The 15,445-nt window shown below is 74.6% G+C and carries 10 protein-coding genes and 2 pseudogenes; 8 read left to right on the top strand and 4 right to left on the bottom strand.

The window, feature by feature from the left end; genetic code table 11:
* The 4 genes and pseudogenes from sucB to IEJ02_RS46450 form a co-directional block, all read left to right on the top strand.
* Positions 1–1,058 (top strand): annotated as a pseudogene (gene sucB / locus IEJ02_RS46465) (2-oxoglutarate dehydrogenase, E2 component, dihydrolipoamide succinyltransferase); the annotation flags it as partial.
* A 231-nt stretch (positions 1,059–1,289) separates the two neighbouring features.
* Positions 1,290–1,913: a GntR family transcriptional regulator gene (locus IEJ02_RS46460; RefSeq protein ID WP_037965055.1), complete on the top strand. Its 624-nt coding sequence runs from the start codon at positions 1,290–1,292 to the stop codon at positions 1,911–1,913.
* Between the two features lie 91 nt (positions 1,914–2,004).
* Positions 2,005–4,680, top strand: coding sequence for a pyruvate dehydrogenase (acetyl-transferring), homodimeric type (gene aceE / locus IEJ02_RS46455; protein ID WP_191070302.1), 2,676 nt, complete (start codon positions 2,005–2,007; stop codon positions 4,678–4,680).
* Positions 4,681–5,189: 509 nt separating this feature from the next.
* On the top strand, positions 5,190–6,155 hold the full coding sequence (locus IEJ02_RS46450) for a helix-turn-helix transcriptional regulator (RefSeq protein WP_191070301.1): 966 nt from the start codon (positions 5,190–5,192) through the stop codon (positions 6,153–6,155).
* 48 nt (positions 6,156–6,203) lie between these two features.
* Here IEJ02_RS46450 and IEJ02_RS46445 read toward each other — a convergent pair whose 3' ends face one another.
* Positions 6,204–7,124, bottom strand: coding sequence for an SDR family oxidoreductase (locus tag IEJ02_RS46445; RefSeq protein ID WP_191070300.1), 921 nt, complete (start codon positions 7,122–7,124; stop codon positions 6,204–6,206).
* 176 nt (positions 7,125–7,300) lie between these two features.
* Here IEJ02_RS46445 and IEJ02_RS46440 point away from each other — a divergent pair, with 176 nt between their 5' ends.
* The gene (locus IEJ02_RS46440; RefSeq protein WP_191070303.1) at positions 7,301–7,819 is read left to right on the top strand and encodes a DUF4240 domain-containing protein; all 519 of its coding nucleotides are present in this window, start codon (positions 7,301–7,303) and stop codon (positions 7,817–7,819) included.
* Here IEJ02_RS46440 and IEJ02_RS49510 read toward each other — a convergent pair.
* Positions 7,807–7,944, bottom strand: a pseudogene (locus IEJ02_RS49510) (GNAT family N-acetyltransferase); the annotation flags it as partial. The gene IEJ02_RS46440 and the pseudogene IEJ02_RS49510 sit on opposite strands and share 13 nt — an antisense overlap.
* A gap of 37 nt (positions 7,945–7,981) precedes the next feature.
* Between IEJ02_RS49510 and IEJ02_RS46435 the strand changes: the two are divergent.
* Together IEJ02_RS46435 and IEJ02_RS46430 are read left to right on the top strand one after the other, a co-directional pair.
* The gene (locus tag IEJ02_RS46435; protein ID WP_191070299.1) at positions 7,982–8,872 is read left to right on the top strand and encodes a TIGR01777 family oxidoreductase; all 891 of its coding nucleotides are present in this window, start codon (positions 7,982–7,984) and stop codon (positions 8,870–8,872) included.
* A gap of 288 nt (positions 8,873–9,160) precedes the next feature.
* On the top strand, positions 9,161–10,492 hold the full coding sequence (locus IEJ02_RS46430; protein ID WP_191070298.1) for an NAD(P)/FAD-dependent oxidoreductase: 1,332 nt from the start codon (positions 9,161–9,163) through the stop codon (positions 10,490–10,492).
* A 661-nt stretch (positions 10,493–11,153) separates the two neighbouring features.
* On the opposite strand, the gene IEJ02_RS46425 is transcribed toward IEJ02_RS46430, so the two are convergent.
* A complete protein-coding gene (locus tag IEJ02_RS46425) occupies positions 11,154–12,521 on the bottom strand; it encodes an MFS transporter (RefSeq protein ID WP_317986095.1) in 1,368 nt (455 codons plus the stop codon).
* Positions 12,522–13,482: 961 nt separating this feature from the next.
* On the opposite strand from IEJ02_RS46425, the gene IEJ02_RS46420 reads away from it, so the two are divergent.
* Complete coding sequence (locus IEJ02_RS46420; protein WP_137977621.1) at positions 13,483–14,244, top strand: ArsR/SmtB family transcription factor; 762 nt, start codon at positions 13,483–13,485, stop codon at positions 14,242–14,244.
* A gap of 97 nt (positions 14,245–14,341) precedes the next feature.
* Here the strand turns inward: IEJ02_RS46420 and IEJ02_RS46415 are convergent.
* A partial coding sequence (locus IEJ02_RS46415; protein WP_223865552.1) for an NsdA family TPR-like regulatory protein occupies positions 14,342–15,445 on the bottom strand: 1,104 nt, incomplete at its 5' end.

Raw genomic sequence — 15,445 nt, 5'->3', positions numbered from 1 at the left:
CCGCAGGCCCCGAGCGCCCCGGCGCCGCAGGCCGTCACCCCGGAGCCGGTCGCCCCCGAGCCCACCCCGGCCGCTCCCGCGCCCGCCCCGGCCCCGGCCGCGACCATCCCGGCTCCCGCGGCCCCCGAGGCCGAGGGCGCCTACGTCACCCCGCTGGTGCGCAAGCTCGCCGCCGAGAACAACGTGGACCTGTCCACGGTCAAGGGCACCGGCGTCGGCGGCCGCATCCGCAAGCAGGACGTCATCGCCGCCGCGGAGGCCGCCAAGGCCGCGGCCCAGGCCCAGGCTCCGGCCCCGGCCGCCGCCGCGCCGAAGGCCGCCCCGCTGGAGGTGTCCCCGCTGCGCGGCCAGACCGTCAAGATGCCGCGGATGCGCAAGGTCATCGGCGACAACATGATGAAGGCCCTGCACAGTCAGGCCCAGCTCACCAGCGTGGTCGAGGTGGACGTCACCAAGGTCATGCGGCTGCGCGCCCGGGCCAAGGAGGCGTTCGCGCAGCGCGAGGGCGTCAAGCTCTCGCCGATGCCGTTCTTCGTGAAGGCCGCCGTCCAGGCGCTGAAGGCCCACCCGGCCATCAACGCCCGGATCAACGAGGACGACAACACCATCACGTACTTCGACGTGGAGAACGTCGGGATCGCGGTGGACGCCGAGAAGGGCCTGATGACCCCGGTCATCAAGAACGCCGGCGACCTCAACATCGCCGGTCTGTCCAAGAAGACGGCGGAGCTGGCGGGCAAGGTCCGCTCCAGCAAGATCACCCCGGACGAGATGTCCGGCGCCACCTTCACGATCAGCAACACCGGCTCGCGCGGTGCGCTGTTCGACACGATTATCGTGCCGCCGAACCAGGTCGCCATCCTGGGCATCGGCGCGACCGTCAAGCGCCCGGTGGTCATCAACCACCCGGAGCTGGGCGAGACCATCGCGGTGCGCGACATGACGTACGTGGCGCTCTCCTACGACCACCGCCTGGTGGACGGTGCCGACGCGGCCCGCTACCTGACGGCCGTCAAGGAGATCCTGGAGGCCGGCGAGTTCGAGGTGGACCTCGGGCTNCCACCGCCTGGTGGACGGTGCCGACGCGGCCCGCTACCTGACGGCCGTCAAGGAGATCCTGGAGGCCGGCGAGTTCGAGGTGGACCTCGGGCTCTGATCCGCACCTCGGTTTTTCCCTGCCGCGCCCCGCACGGGCTTCCCGTGCGGGGCGCGGTTTTCCTTGCCGCGGTGCCCTTACCGCGGTGCCGGGATAATGGCAGCTGTTCACCGCTGGTTCTAAGGAGTCCCCCATGGCCGCGCCCGTCGTCCACTCGCTGCGCGAGCAGATCCGCGAGCACATCGTGGAGGGCATCGTCAGCGGCCGCTGGAAGCCGGGCGAGCGGATCGTGGAGCGCCGGATCGCCACCGAGCTCGAGGTCAGCCAGACGCCCGTACGGGAGGCGCTGCGGGAGCTGGAGTCGCTGCGGCTGATCGAGTCGGCGCCGAACAAGGGCGTCCGGGTGCGGAATCTGACCGCCGCCGATCTGGAGGAGATCTATCCGGTGCGGGCCGGGCTCGAGCAGATGGCGGCGGAGCTGGCCGCGCCCGTGCTGGCCGAGGACACCTCCGCCCTGGAGCCCGAGGTGCGGGCGCTGTACGAGGCGGACCGCGCGGCCGACGGGGAGGCGCAGGTCCGGCACACCGTGGCGTTCCACCGGGAGCTGGTGCGGGCGTCGGGCAACAGCGTGCTGCTGCACACCTGGGAGTCGCTGGGCATCGAGATCTGGACGACGCTGTCGATCCGCTGGCTGGGCACCGTCCAGCAGTCGTACGCCGAGGAGCACCAGGCCGTGGTGGACGCCTTCAAGCGGCGGGATCCTCGGGTCGGCGAACTGGTCAAGGAACATGTCCTCGGCTGTGCACCGCGTGCCTAGTTTCGCGGCACGGAATGCCAATTTCGGCTTACGGAGCACTTTTTCCTTGGCAGAGCTTTGATCGATCATCGATCAGTCTTACGGTGATGTCATGACCGATCTCGCACGCACGCAGCCGAGTGCGCTCGACCAGCTTCCCGACCGTGACCCCGAGGAGACCGCCGAATGGGGCGCCTCCCTGGACGCCGTCGCCCGGGCGGCCGGGTCACACCGCGCCTCGTACCTCATGCGCCGCACCCTGGAGCGCGCCGAGAGCGCCGGGCTCGCGCTGCCGCCCCTGCTGGAGTCGGACTACCTCAACACCATTCCGACCGCCGCCGAGCCCGCGTTCCCGGGCGACGAGGCCATGGAGCGCCGCATCACCGCCTGGAACCGGTGGAACGCGGCGGCGATGGTCACCCGCGGCAGCCGTGACGGCCTCGGCGGTCACATCGCCACCTTCGCCTCCGCCGCCTGGCTCTACGAGACGGGCTTCCAGCACTTCTTCCGCGGCAAGGAGGCGGACGGGTCCGGCGACCAGCTCTACATCCAGGGCCACGCCTCCCCCGGCATCTACGCCCGCGCCTTCCTCGACGGGCGGCTGACCGAGCACCACCTGGACCACTTCCGCCGCGAGGCGGGCGGCGACGGCCTGCCGTCCTACCCGCATCCGCGCCGGCTGCCCTGGCTGTGGGAGTTCCCCACCGTCTCGATGGGGCTCGGCCCGATCTCCGCGATCTACCAGGCCCGCTTCAACCGCTATCTGGCGGCGCGCGGCATCAAGGACACCGCGAACTCCCACGTATGGGCCTTCCTCGGCGACGGCGAGATGGACGAGCCGGAGTCGACGGCCGCGCTCGCCCTGGCCGGGCGCGAGGGCCTGGACAACCTCACCTTCGTCATCAACTGCAACCTCCAGCGCCTCGACGGCCCGGTGCGCGCCAACTTCAAGATCGTGCAGGAGCTGGAGGCCCAGTTCCGCGCGGCGGGCTGGAACGTGATCAAGTCGCTGTGGGGATCCGCCTGGGACGAGCTGTTCGCGCTGGACACCTCTGGCGCGCTGGTCCGCCGGCTGCGCGAGGTCCCGGACGGCCAGTTCCAGACGTACGCGACCCGCGACGCGGCCTACATCCGCGAGCACTTCTTCGGCGCCGACCCCGAGCTGGCCCGGCTGGCGCGGGGGCTCACCGACGCCAAGCTCACCGAGTGTTTCCACACCTCGCGCGCGGGCCACGAGCCCCGCAAGGTGTACGCGGCCTACCGCGCGGCCGTGGAGCACAAGGGCGCCCCGACCGTCGTGCTCGCGCAGACCGTCAAGGGCTGGACGCTGGGCCCCGGCTTCGAGTCGCGCAACGCCAACCACCAGATGAAGAAGCTGACGGGCAAGGAGTTCCGCGCCATGCGGGACCTCCTCGAACTCCCCATCCCGGACAGCAAGCTGGACGACGCCCTCGTGCCGTACGTCCACCCCGGCCCCGACTCCCCCGAGGTCCGCTACCTCCAGGAGCGCCGCGCGGCCCTCGGCGGTCCGGCCCCGGCCCGCCGGGTGCACCCGGTGGCCCTGCCCGAGCCGTCCGCGAAGCCGTTCCAGACGCTCGCCAAGGGCTCCGGCAGCCAGGAGATCGCCACCACCATGGCCTTCGTCCGGCTGGTCAAGGACCTGATGCGGGAGAAGGAGACCGGGAAGCGCTGGGTGCCGATCGTGCCGGACGAGGCGCGGACCTTCGGCATGGAGTCGCTCTTCCCCACCGCCGGGATCTACTCCCCGCTCGGCCAGACCTACGACCCGGTCGACCGCGATCAGCTCCTGTACTACAAGGAGGCCGCGAACGGTCAGATCCTCAACGAGGGGATCACCGAGGCCGGTTCGATGGCCGACTTCACCGCCGCCGCGACGTCGTACGCGACCCACGGCGAGCCGATGATCCCCTTCTACATCTTCTACTCGATGTTCGGCTGGCAGCGCACCGCCGACCAGATGTGGGCGCTGGCCGACCAGCTCGGCCGCGGCTTCCTCATCGGCGCCACGGCGGGCCGTACGACGATGACCGGCGAGGGCCTGCAGCACGCGGACGGCCACTCCCCGCTGATCGCCTCCACCAACCCGGCGGCGCTCGCCTACGACCCGGCGTTCGCCTACGAGGTGGGCGCGATCGTGCGGGAGGGTCTGCGGCGGATGTACGGCCCCGAGGCCGAGGACGTCTTCTACTACCTGACGGTCTACAACGAGCCCAAGGTGCAGCCGGCGATGCCCGAGGGCGAAGGCGTCGAGGAGGGCATCCTCAAGGGCCTGTACCGCTATCAGGAGGCCACGGCTCCGGCCGAGGACTCCCCCCGTATCCAGCTCCTCGCCTCCGGCACCGCCGTCCACTGGGCGCTGGAGGCCCAGAAACTCCTCGCCGACGACTGGGGCGTGGCCGCCGACGTGTGGTCCGCCACCTCCTGGAGCGAGCTGCGCCGCGACGCCCTGTCCTGTGACGCGGCGCAGCTCAAGGGCGAAGACCGGGTCCCGTACGTCACCCGTGCCCTGGCAGGCGCACCGGGCCCGGTCCTCGCCGTCAGCGACTGGATGCGTGCCGTCCCCGACCAGATCAGCCAGTGGGTCGAGCAGGACTGGTACTCGCTGGGCACGGACGGCTTCGGCCTCTCCGACACCCGCGAGGCCGCCCGCCGCCACTTCGGCGTGGACGCCCCGGCCATCGTGGTGGCCGCCCTGTCCCGCCTGGCCCGCCAGGGCGCGGTCCGCGCCACGGCCCCCAAGGAGGCCGCGGAGCGCTACGGCATCTGACGAGCGCCGGTCGCCGGGGAGCTGAGCCGCGGGCCCAGCCCCCCGGCGCGTGCTCGGCCGTCGCCCCGGTCGCGGGGCCCGGTGACGCCTGCGGCGGGCTCCTCCCCTCCCCGCCCCTTCCCTCAACTGGGGCTCCGCCCCAGACCCCGGGGTCTGGGGCGGAGCCCCTGCCACGCGGCGGAGTCCCTGTGGCCCGATGCGCGACGCCCCGCCGCCGGGCCGCCCCCCATGGCCCGCCGCGCCCCCGGAGCGGCCGGGCGCCGACCGCGACTGCCCACCGGTGTGGGTGTTCACGGCGGTGACGGTCGGCTCATCGCCCCGGGGGTCATCGCCCCCGGGGGTCCAGGGGGCGGAGCCCCTGCCACGCGGCGGACACCCCGGGGCGGCGGCGCCCCGCCTCCGGGCGGCATCGGCCGCCGGGCCGGGCAGCGAGGCCGGAGCGGGCGACGCTACGGCCGCAAGCCGCCATTGGTCCGGCGCTCGCCCGGAGGGCACGGCATCATGGGGCCGTGCGTGCTGCCCGGCTCATCAAGATGGTGCTTCTGCTCCAGGCTCGGCCCTCGATCACGGGGGCCGAGCTGGCGCGGGAGCTGGAGGTCTCCGAGCGCACCGTGACCCGGGACGCCGCCGCGCTGTCCGAGGCGGGGATCCCGGTCTACGCGGACCGGGGCCGGGCCGGGGGCTACCGGCTCATCGGCGGCTACCGCACCCGGCTGACCGGCCTCGGGCGGACCGAGGCCGAGGCGCTGTTCCTGTCCGGTGTGCCCTCCGCGCTGCGCGAGATGGGGCTCGCGGACGCCGCCTCCGCCGCCCGGCTGAAGGTGTCCGCCGCGCTGCTCCCCGAGCTGCGGGACGCCTCCCACACGGTGGCCCAGCGGTTCCACCTCGACGCCCCGGGCTGGTGGCGGGAGCCGGAGGCGCCGGAGCTGCTGCCGAGCATCGCCGACGCGGTCTGGGACGATCTGCGGATCGCCGTCCGCTACCGGCGCCGGGACGCCGAGGTCCGGCGGGAGCTCGAACCGTACGGGCTCGTGCTCAAGGCGGGCGTCTGGTATCTCGCGGCCCGCGCCGAGGGCGGCTTCCGGGTGTACCGAGTGGATCGTTTCGCCGCCGTCGAGCCGACCGGCGCCCGCTTCCTCCGGGACGAGGAGTTCGACCTGCCCGCCTTCTGGGAGGAGCGGGCCGAGCAGTTCGCCCGCTCGATCCTGCGGGAGCGGGCCGTCGTACGGCTGACCCCGGCCGGGGCCCGGCGGCTGCCGCATGTCACGGACCGGGTGGCGGCCGAGGAGGCCGTACGCGAGGCCGGGGAGCCCGACGGGCAGGGGCGGCTCACCGTCACCCTGCCCGTCGAGTCCTACGAGGTCGCCCTCGCCCAGCTGCTCGGGCTCGGCCCGGAGGCGGAGGTGCTGGGGCCGCCGGAGCTGCGCGCGCTCTTCGTGGAGGCGGCGCGCCGTACGGCGGAGCTGTACCGGTGAGCCGTACGGATACGGCTCACCGCAGAGCCGTACGGATACGGCGCCGCCCTATCGGTAGTCGGCGGCCGTGCCCTCCTTGTCGCCGAAGTCGACGTCCCGGAAGTAGCCGAAGACATCCGGCCGGGAGCCGTCCAGATCGGTGAAGCCGTAGACCTTGGCCAGATCCCCGCTGAAGACGGACTTGCCGTTCCACCGCGCCCGGTCCGGGTCGGCGGCGAGCGCGGCGACCGCGCGCCCGACGAAGTGTGGCGACTCGGCGATGGCGAAGTGCGGCTCCTTCGCCACCGCGTCCCGCCAGTTCTCCTCCGTCACCCCGAAGTGGTCCAGCATCTGCTCGGAGCGCAGGAAGCCCGGCGAGACGCTGACCGCCGTGCCGCCGAACTCCTTCAGTTCCTCCGCGAGCCCGAAGGCGGTCCGGATCGGGGCGTTCTTGGCGAGGTCGTAGAAGAGGTTCAGCCGGTACCTCTTGTTGAACTCCTCGCTTCCGTCGGTCACCTCGACCACCAGCCCGCCCGGGTGCCGGATCAGCAGCGGCAGCGCGTAGTAGCTGGTGATCAGGTGGGTCTCGACGCCGAGCCGGAGCATCCGCAGCCCGCCCGCCAGACTCGTCTCCCACGTCTTCTTGCCGAACTCGACCAGCGCCTCACCGCCCCATACGTCGTTGACCAGGACGTCCAGCCGGCCCTGCTCCCGGTCGATCCGCTCCACCAGCGCCCGGACCCGCTCGGGCTCGAGGTGGTCCGTCGGCACCGCGACGCCCGTGCCGCCCGCGGCCGTGATCAGCTCCGCCGTCTCCTCGATGGTCTCGGTGGCCCGCCCCACCTCGCTGATGTGTTCCCGCGTGGTGCGCCCCGTCGCGTAGACGGTGGCCCCGGCCGCCCCCAGCTCGACGGCCATCGCCCGGCCCGCGCCGCGCGTCGCCCCCGCGACGAGCGCGACCCTGCCCGCCAGTGCGCCCTGTGTGCTCACGTCCCCTACGTCCTCTCGGTCGGAATGCCGTGTGGGTGACGTGGCCGACCCGGGTCGGCCACGGGTCGACCTTCGCAGGGAAATCCGACACCTGCTGTCGGGTATTGCGCGGCGGCCGCATCCGGCCCGCTCCGCGTGCGGGGGTGCGCGGGAGGGCCGATCCTGGTCCCGTGATGATGGACGAGACGGAGTTCTGGGGGCTGGTCGACAGCGCTCGGGAGGCCGCGGACGGCGACCCCGAGGACCAGTCCGACCTGCTCGTCGAGCAGCTGTCACGGCTCGACCCCGACGCGGTGCTGGACTTCGCCCGGCACTTCGAGGCCCGCTCCAACCGGGCGTACCGCTGGGATGTGTGGGGCGCCGCCTGGGTGCTGCTCGGCGGGGTCAGCGACGACGCCTTCGAGGCGTTCCGCTACTGGCTGATCGGCCAGGGCCGGGAGATCTTCGAGGGCGCGCTGCACGATCCGGACGCGCTCGCCGATCTGCTCGAGGACTTCGACGAGCGGGTGGACGGCGACTGCGAGGACCTGGGGTACGCGGCGGACGAGGCGTACGAGCGGCTGACCGGCGCGCCCCTGCCGGAGCTGGGGCTCTCGCCCACGCCCCGGGAACCGATCGGGGAACCCCTCGACTTCGAGAGCGAGGCGGTGCTGGCGGAGCGGTATCCACGGCTGTGGGAGCGCTTCAGGGCCTGACCCTCCGACGCGGACGGCCCCCGTGCGGGCGTGTTGTGGCCCAGCACCCGCAGGGTCATGCGGGTCGCGCCCTGCCGCCGTGCCTCCTGGTACGCGGCGCCGAGCAGCGCCCGCGCCACGCCCTTCCGACATCCCTCCCGCGATCGGGGGCAGGATGGGGCCATGCGTATCGCGGTCACCGGTTCGTCCGGGCTCATCGGCACGGCACTCGTCCGCTCGCTGCGCGAGGACGGCCACCAGGTGGTGCGTCTGGTGCGGCGTCCGCCGCGTGCGGAGGACGAGGTGGAGTGGGACCCGCGGCGGCAGTGGGTGGACACCTCCGGGCTGATGGGCTGTGAGGCCGTGGTCCATCTCGCGGGCGCGGGCGTCGGCGACCGGCGCTGGACCGACGCGTACAAGAAGGAGATCCGGAACAGCCGGGTGCTGGGCACCGCCGCCATCGCCGAGGCGGTCGCCTCGCTGGACACCCCGCCACGGGTGCTGGTGAGCGGGAGCGCGGTCGGGTTCTACGGTGACACCGGGGAGCGCGCGGTCGACGAGAGTGCGCCCCCTGGCCACGGTTTCCTTCCGGACCTCTGCCAGGACTGGGAGGAGGCGGCGACCGCGGCGCAGGAGGCGGGCGTCCGTACGGTCTTCGCCCGGACCGGTCTGGTGGTCTCCGCCGAGGGCGGGGCGTGGGGGAAGCTCTTCCCCCTGTTCAAGCTGGGGCTCGGCGGGCGGATGGGCAGCGGCCGGCAGTACTGGAGCTTCATCGCGCTGCGGGACCACATCGCCGCGCTGCGCCACATCCTCGACACGCCCGAGCTCACCGGGCCGGTCAACCTCACGGCGCCGACGCCGGTGACCAACCGCGAGATCACGGCCGCCATGGGCCGGGTGCTGGGCCGCCCCACGCTCCTCTCCGTCCCCGCGCCCGCGCTCCGGGTCGCCCTGGGCGAGATGTCCGGGGACGTCCTCGGCAGCGTCCGGGCCATCCCGCGCCGCCTTCTGGACTCCGGCTTCACGTTCGCCTGCCCGCATGTGGACGAGGCGATCAAGGCGGCGCTCACGTAGGCGAGTTGGGCGTTTCCCGCCCCTCCCACTCCCCTCCCCACTCCCCTCCCCGCTCCCCCACCCCCTCTCCCGCGGTCTCTCCCCGCGGTCGCGGACCGTTCGATGGCGGTGTGCGACTGGTGTGCGACCGGTGTGCGCCCGTGCCCGGTCGGTGCGCGTCTGGCATCGACCGTTTTTGTCCGTACTGTCAAGACCGTCTCGTCGAGCCGTCTCGCGGGACCCACGCATCCGGACCGCCGGTCGGGGCAGCAGCCCCCGTGACGGACGCACCGACCTCGGGGAGGACACGTGCTCAAGCGCGCGCACCGCACGGACGTCGTCATCGTCGGCGCCGGGCTCGCGGGGCTGGCCGCGGCCCATCGGCTGACCGACGCGGGAGTCGCGGTCACGGTGCTCGAGGCCGCGCCCCACGTGGGTGGACGGATGACCACCGAGACCGTGGACGGCTTCCGGCTGGACCGCACCGGCCATCTGATGAACACCTCGTTCCCGGAGTTGCGGCGCACTCCGGGGCTCGGCGCCCTCGCCCTGCGCCCCTTCGCCCAGGGGGTGCTGGTCCACAGCGAGGGCCGTACGCACCGGGTGGACACCCCCCGGAGCATGAGGGGCGCATTCACCACGGCACGCGCCCTCGCGAACGCCGCCCGCGCGCCGCTCGGCAGCGGGCTCGATCAGGCCCGACTCGGTGCCGCGCTCGGCAGGCTCGCCGCCCTGCCCGCGGACCGCCTGCTCGCCCGCCCCGACCGGCCGGTCTCCGAGACCCTGGGGGGGCGGGGCCTACCTGCTCGTACGGTCGAGGGGGTGCTGCGTCCGCTGCTCGTGTCGCTGCTCAGCGACCCGGACCTCACCACCTCCAGCCGCTGCGCCGACCTCGCGCTGCGCGGCTACGCACGCGGCCGCCTCTGCCTCCCGGCGGGCGGCGCGTCCACCGTCCCCGAACTGCTCGCGGCCGCGCTGCCGCCGGGGACGGTCCGTACGGGCGTCCGGGCCGTATCGGCCTCCACCACCTCCGTGGCCACCGCCGAACACGGCGAGTTCGGCTGCCGTGCGGTGCTGGTGGCCACCGGGGCGCACGACGCGGCCGGGCTGCTGCCCGGGCTGCGGGTGCCGGCCTTCCACCCGGTCACCGTGGTGCACCACACCGCCGACCGGCCGCCGCTGCGCGAACCCGCGCTGATACTCGCGGCGGACGGGCGGGGGCCGGTGGCCCACACCATGGTGGCCAGCGAGGTGGACCCCTCGCGCACCCCGCCCGGCCGGGTGCTGATCACCTCCACGGTGCTGGGCACCTCCGCCGCGCTGCCGACCGCCGAGCTGGACCGGGCCGTCCGGGCCCAACTGGCGGCGGTGTACGGAACGTCGACGGCGGGCTGGGACCTGCTGGCCGTCCACCACGACCCGTACGCCGTCCCGGCCATGCCCGCACCCCACGACCCACGCCGCCCGGTGCGGCTGCTGTACGGGCTGTACGTCTGCGGCGACCACCGCGACTCCAGCACGGTCCAGGGCGCCCTGGCCTCCGGCCGCCGAGCCGCCCGCGCGGTCCTCAGCGACTTCGGCGCCCCACCGGACTCGGGCTCCGACGCGAACCCGGGCACCCTGCCCGCAGCGGCGGCCTGACGCAAGGCCCTTGCGGGACTCACCGCCGAGGCCCCCGGCTCCCGTTACGGCTCGCCGCCCGGGGAGGACCAGCACCCGCGCGGGCTGAGGCTCCCGTACGGCCCGCGCCTACACGACGCCCGACTTCGCCACCCCGCCAGGGGCCGGGCCCGCACGGGCTCCGGCGCCCTACCCCACGGCGGCCCGACCGGCGGCCCCGGCGGCTCGCAGCCCGCGACCTGGGAAGACCGGCACCCGCGCCGTGGCGGCCCGACCGGCGCCATCCGCGCGGTCCGCGTGGGGCGCGTGGGGCGCGTGGGGCACGTGGGGCGCCTGGGGCGCCTGGGGCGCCTGGGGCGCCGTTCGCCCTGGTCGCCCCGAAGCCCATGGGCGGAACCGACGCGGAGCCCGGGCCGGGCTGACGGAGTGGCCGCCGCGTGGCAGAGGCTTCGCCCCTGGCCCCCGGGGTCTGGAGCGGAGCCCCGCCTTCCAGCCCCTCCAGGGGGCACCTCCCAGCGGTAGCTGGGAGAGCTTGAGGAGCGGAGCCTTAGGGCGAAGCCCCACCACCCAGCCCCTCCAGGGGGCACCTCCCGGCGGTAGCTGGGGGAGCTTGAGGAGCGGGGTCTGGGGCGGAGCCCCAGTTGTGGGAAGGGGCGGGGAGGGGAGCAGCCCGCCGCAGGCGTCAAGATCCGACGTCGGGCATGGTGCGGGCGGCAGGCCCCGACAGCCCCGCCAGGATCGCGCCGCATACGAAGCATCCGGCCGCGATCACGGCGGACAGCCGCATCCCGGCGTAGAAGGCGGAGCTCGAGGACGCTGCCGCGAGGGTTCCGAACAGGGCCACGCCGATGGCGCTGCCCATCTGCCGCGCCGCGTTGAACGCGCCCGACGCCGCGCCGCGCACCTCGTGCGGCGCGGCCTCCATCGCCGCGATCGTCGCCGACGGCATGGTGAACGAGGTGCCGAACCCGGTGAGCAACAGCGGCACGACCAGCAGCGCATACGGTGTGTGCGGCCCCACGGTCGCCCAGCCGAGCAGCCCCACGGCCCCGGCCAGCAGCCCGGTCACGGCCGGGACGTGCGTACCGACGCGCGCCGCGACCCGCCCGGACAGCGGCGAGGCCAACGCCACGAGCGCGCCCATCGGCAGCAGTGCCAGGCCCGTGGCGAGCGGGTCCCAGCCCCGGTGGCGTTGGAAGTAGAGGGTGGTGAGGAAGAGCAGCCCGTAGAAGCCGAGGTTGAGCAGCACCCCCACGGCCAGGGCGGCCGGGAACCGGAAACCGGTCAGCAGGCGCGGTGGCAGCGCGGGCGCCGCCGCGCGCCGCTCCAGCCACAGGAACAGCGCCCCCGCGAGCGGCGCGGCCGCCAGCGCCCCGAGCACCAGCGGATCGGTCCAGCCGCGCCCGCCCGCCTCGTTCAGCCCGGCGGTCAGGGCGGCCACCGCGAAGACGCCGGTGAGCTGGGCGGCGAGGTCCAGCGGCGGACGCTCGCCGCGCGGGCGCCTGGCGGGCACATGGCGGACGGTGAGCCAGATGGCGAGCGCGCCCAGTGGGATGTTGACGAGGAACACGGTCCGCCAGCCCACGCCCCACACCAGCACCCCGCCGAGCACCGGACCGGCCGCGGCGGCGACCCCGGCGATGCCGCCCCACACCCCGAACGCCCTGGCCCGCGCGTCGGGTTCGGGGTGCAGCGCCCCGAGCAGCGCGAGCGAGGCGGGCACCATGGTCGCCGCCCCGGCCCCCTGCGCCAGCCGCGCGCCGACCAGGACGGCGGCGCTCGGCGCGAGCGTGCAGGCGGCGGAGGCCACCGTGAACAGCCCGAGCCCGGCGAGAAACACCCGCCGATGGCCCAGCCGGTCCCCCAGCCCACCGCAGAGCAGCAACAGCCCGGCGAAGACGAGCGTGTACCCGTCCACGATCCACTGGAGCGCCCCCTGCCCGGCGCCCAGCCCGGCGCCGATGCGGGGCACGGCCACATTGACGACGGTGACGTCGAGGATGACCAGGAAGTAGCCGAGGCAAATGGCGAGCAGCGGTCCCTTCCGCACGGCACCCGCCACGGGCGGGTGCGAGGCGCGCGGAGGCCGGTGTGTGGAGCGGTACGTCCTCATCCCTCCACCCTCACACCTGATTCCTTCGGTATCGACCGAACTGTAGTGCGCCCAGGACGCCCGAGAAGAGCGGGCGAGGGCCCGGCGCGGGGGCCTCGCCCCCTGACCCCGGCCTGCCCCTGACCCCGGCCTGCCCCGGCCCCTGCCTGCCCCGGCCCCTGCCCGGCCCGGCCCCGGGCGCGCCAGGGCCCGCAGCCCGCAGCCCGCCCGCGCGCAGCGCAGGGCGCACGGGCCGATGTGCTGTGGCGCTGCCCACGCCGCCGAGATACACGCGGCCGCCCGCCACGCTCCGTGGCGGGCGGCCCGTATGGCGACGCTCCGGCCCGAAGGGCGCGTGCCCAGGCACGCAGACAGCGGGACAGCGGCCCGGCGCCGCACTCGGCCCGCCGAAGCGCGGCGCGCCGGCAGCCCTGAGGCCGCCGCCGGGGACCCGTAGGACGAGGCGCCCAGCCTGGAGCACCCAGCCGAAGGCGCGTAGGCCGAGGCACCGCGACCGTACCGCCGAGAACGCGCCGAACCCGAGGCCCCCAGCCCAAAACGCCCAACCCAAGGCGCGCACGCCAAGACGCCGCAGACCGTACCGCCGAGAACGCGCCGAACCCGAGGCCCCCAGCCCAAAACGCCCAACCCAAGGCGCGCACGCCAAGACGCCGCAGACCGTACCGCCGAGAACGCGCCGAACCCGAGGCCCCCAGCCCAAAACGCCCAACCCAAGGCGCGCACGCCAAGACGCCGCAGACCGTACCGCCGAGAACGCGCCGAACCCGAGGCCCCCAGCCCAAAACGCCCAACCCAAGGCGCGCACGTCGAGGCGGCGCGGATCGTGCCGTCGAGGATGCGCGAGGCCGCCCGCCACGCTTCGGTCGGCGCCGAAGCGACCCCGTCCTACGCTGGAACCATGGCCACCACCACGGACGCCCGTGACGCCGACATCGCTCGCGCGGCCGCGGCGATCGCCGATCCCTCCCGTGCTCGCGTTCTGCGGGCGCTGCTGGAGGGGCGTGCGTTGCCCGCCAGCGTGCTGGCCAGTGAGGCCGGGGTCAGTGCTTCCACCGTGAGCGGGCATCTGGCCAAGTTGCTGGAGGCCGGGATGGTGCGGGTCGAGCGGCATGGGCGGCATCGGTACTACCGGCTGACCGGTCCCGCCGTCGGCGAGGCGCTCGAGGCGCTGGCCAGGATCGCCCCGCCGCTGCCCATCACCTCGCTGCGGCAGAGCACCCACGCACACGCCCTGCGCCGGGCGCGCACCTGCTACGACCATGTCGCGGGCGCCCTCGGCGTGGCCCTGATGGCGGCGCTGCTGGAGCGCGGGGTCCTGGAGGGCGGCGACGGGCGCTTCCACCCCGAGACGGCGGAGGGCGACCGGCTCTCCGCCCCGGGCAAGGACACCACATACCGGCTGACGGCCCCGGGGCGCGCCGAGCTGGCGGCGTTCGGCGTGGACACGGACGGGATCGCCGGGCGCCGCCCGCTGATCCGCTACTGCGTCGACTGGACCGAGCAGCGCCATCACCTCGCCGGGGCCCTGGGGGCCGCCCTGACGGACCGGCTCTTCGCGCTGGACTGGATCCGCCGGGGCAGCCGCCGCCGCGTGATCAACCTGACCGATGCGGGTCGCACCGGCCTGGAGCGCACCTTCGGCGTCGCCCTGGACGCCTGAGCGGCGGCACGCCCCTAAGGCAGGCCCTTAGCAGAAGGCCCCTGACAGCGGGCCCTCAGCGGCATGCACCTCACGGCAGGCCCTCAGCAGCAGGCTCCTACCCCAGCGCCGCCACCCGCTCCCGGTACCCCCGCACCGGTGCCGCGTCCCGGTACGGCTCCAGGCGGCGTTCGAAGTCCCGTACGTACTCCACCGCCCGCACCGACCGCATCTCCGACGCCTGCTGCGCCGCCTCCGCGCCCAGCTGGCAGGCCTGCTCCAGCTCGCCGAGGCCCAGCCGCGCCGTCGCCAGCACCACCCGGCAGAACAGCCGGCTCCGGGCGAAACCGGCGCCGTGGAGCTGGAGGGAGCGCTCCGCGTGCTGGGCGGCGGCGCGGTACTGCTGGAGATCGCGATGGCAGTGGCCGAATTCGTCGGCCAGCTGCGCCTCGTCGAACAGCCGCGCCCAGTACGGCACCTCGTCCCCCGGCCGGGCCGCCTCCAGCGACCGCTCGGCGCGGGCGAGCGAGGCGGTGCACGCACGCACCTCGCCCAGGACGCCGTGGCCGCGCGCCTCGATCGCGTGCAGCAGCGACTGGAGCACCGGCGGGGCGCCGCCGCCGACCCCCTGCTGGGCCACCCGGGCCAGCTGCACGGCCTCCCGCCCATGGCCGAGATAGACGGCCTGGCGGCTCATCGTGACCAGCACATAGCTGCCGTACGTGCGGTCCCCGGCCGCCTGCGCCAGCCGCAGCGCCTGGACGAAGTAGCGCTGCGCCAGGCCGTGGGCGGCGATGTCGAACGAGGTCCATCCGGCCAGCCGGGTCAGATCGGCGATCGCGCCGAACAGCCGCCGCCCGGTCGCCTCGTTGTACGAGCCGCGCAGCATCGGCTCGCCCTCGTGCTCGAGGTAGCGCACCAGGGCCTGCCGGGCGTGGCCGCCGCCGTACGTCTGGTCCAGCGCCGCGAACAGCTCGCCGACCGAGCGCAGGGCCGCGATGTCGCCGCTGGTCACCCGGTAGCCCGGGCCGCGCCGGTCGCGGTCGTGGCGCCGCTGGCGGGGCAGCGGCGCCCGGCCCTGAGGGCCATGGGCGCCATGCACGCCGTGAGGTCCCTGGGCACCGTGAGGGCCGGGGGCGCCGTGTGCGCCATGGGCGCCCTGTCCGACCGCGCGCCCCGCTGCCGCCCCCGCGGGGCCGCCCACCGGGCCACCCGCCCGGCC

Source organism: Streptomyces sp. 5-10, assembly GCF_014712245.1.
GTDB lineage: Bacteria > Actinomycetota > Actinomycetes > Streptomycetales > Streptomycetaceae > Streptomyces > Streptomyces violaceusniger.
Note: the sequence above shows the minus strand (reverse complement) of the source record. Positions and strands in the feature narration are given on the sequence as shown.

Coding starts and splice junctions, on each gene's coding strand:
- IEJ02_RS46440 (WP_191070303.1), top strand. CDS start 7,301: ATGGACGAGACGGAGTTCTGGGGGCTGGTCGACAGCGCTCGGGAGGCC.
- IEJ02_RS46420 (WP_137977621.1), top strand. CDS start 13,483: ATGGCCACCACCACGGACGCCCGTGACGCCGACATCGCTCGCGCGGCC.
- aceE (WP_191070302.1), top strand. CDS start 2,005: ATGACCGATCTCGCACGCACGCAGCCGAGTGCGCTCGACCAGCTTCCC.
- IEJ02_RS46460 (WP_037965055.1), top strand. CDS start 1,290: ATGGCCGCGCCCGTCGTCCACTCGCTGCGCGAGCAGATCCGCGAGCAC.
- IEJ02_RS46435 (WP_191070299.1), top strand. CDS start 7,982: ATGCGTATCGCGGTCACCGGTTCGTCCGGGCTCATCGGCACGGCACTC.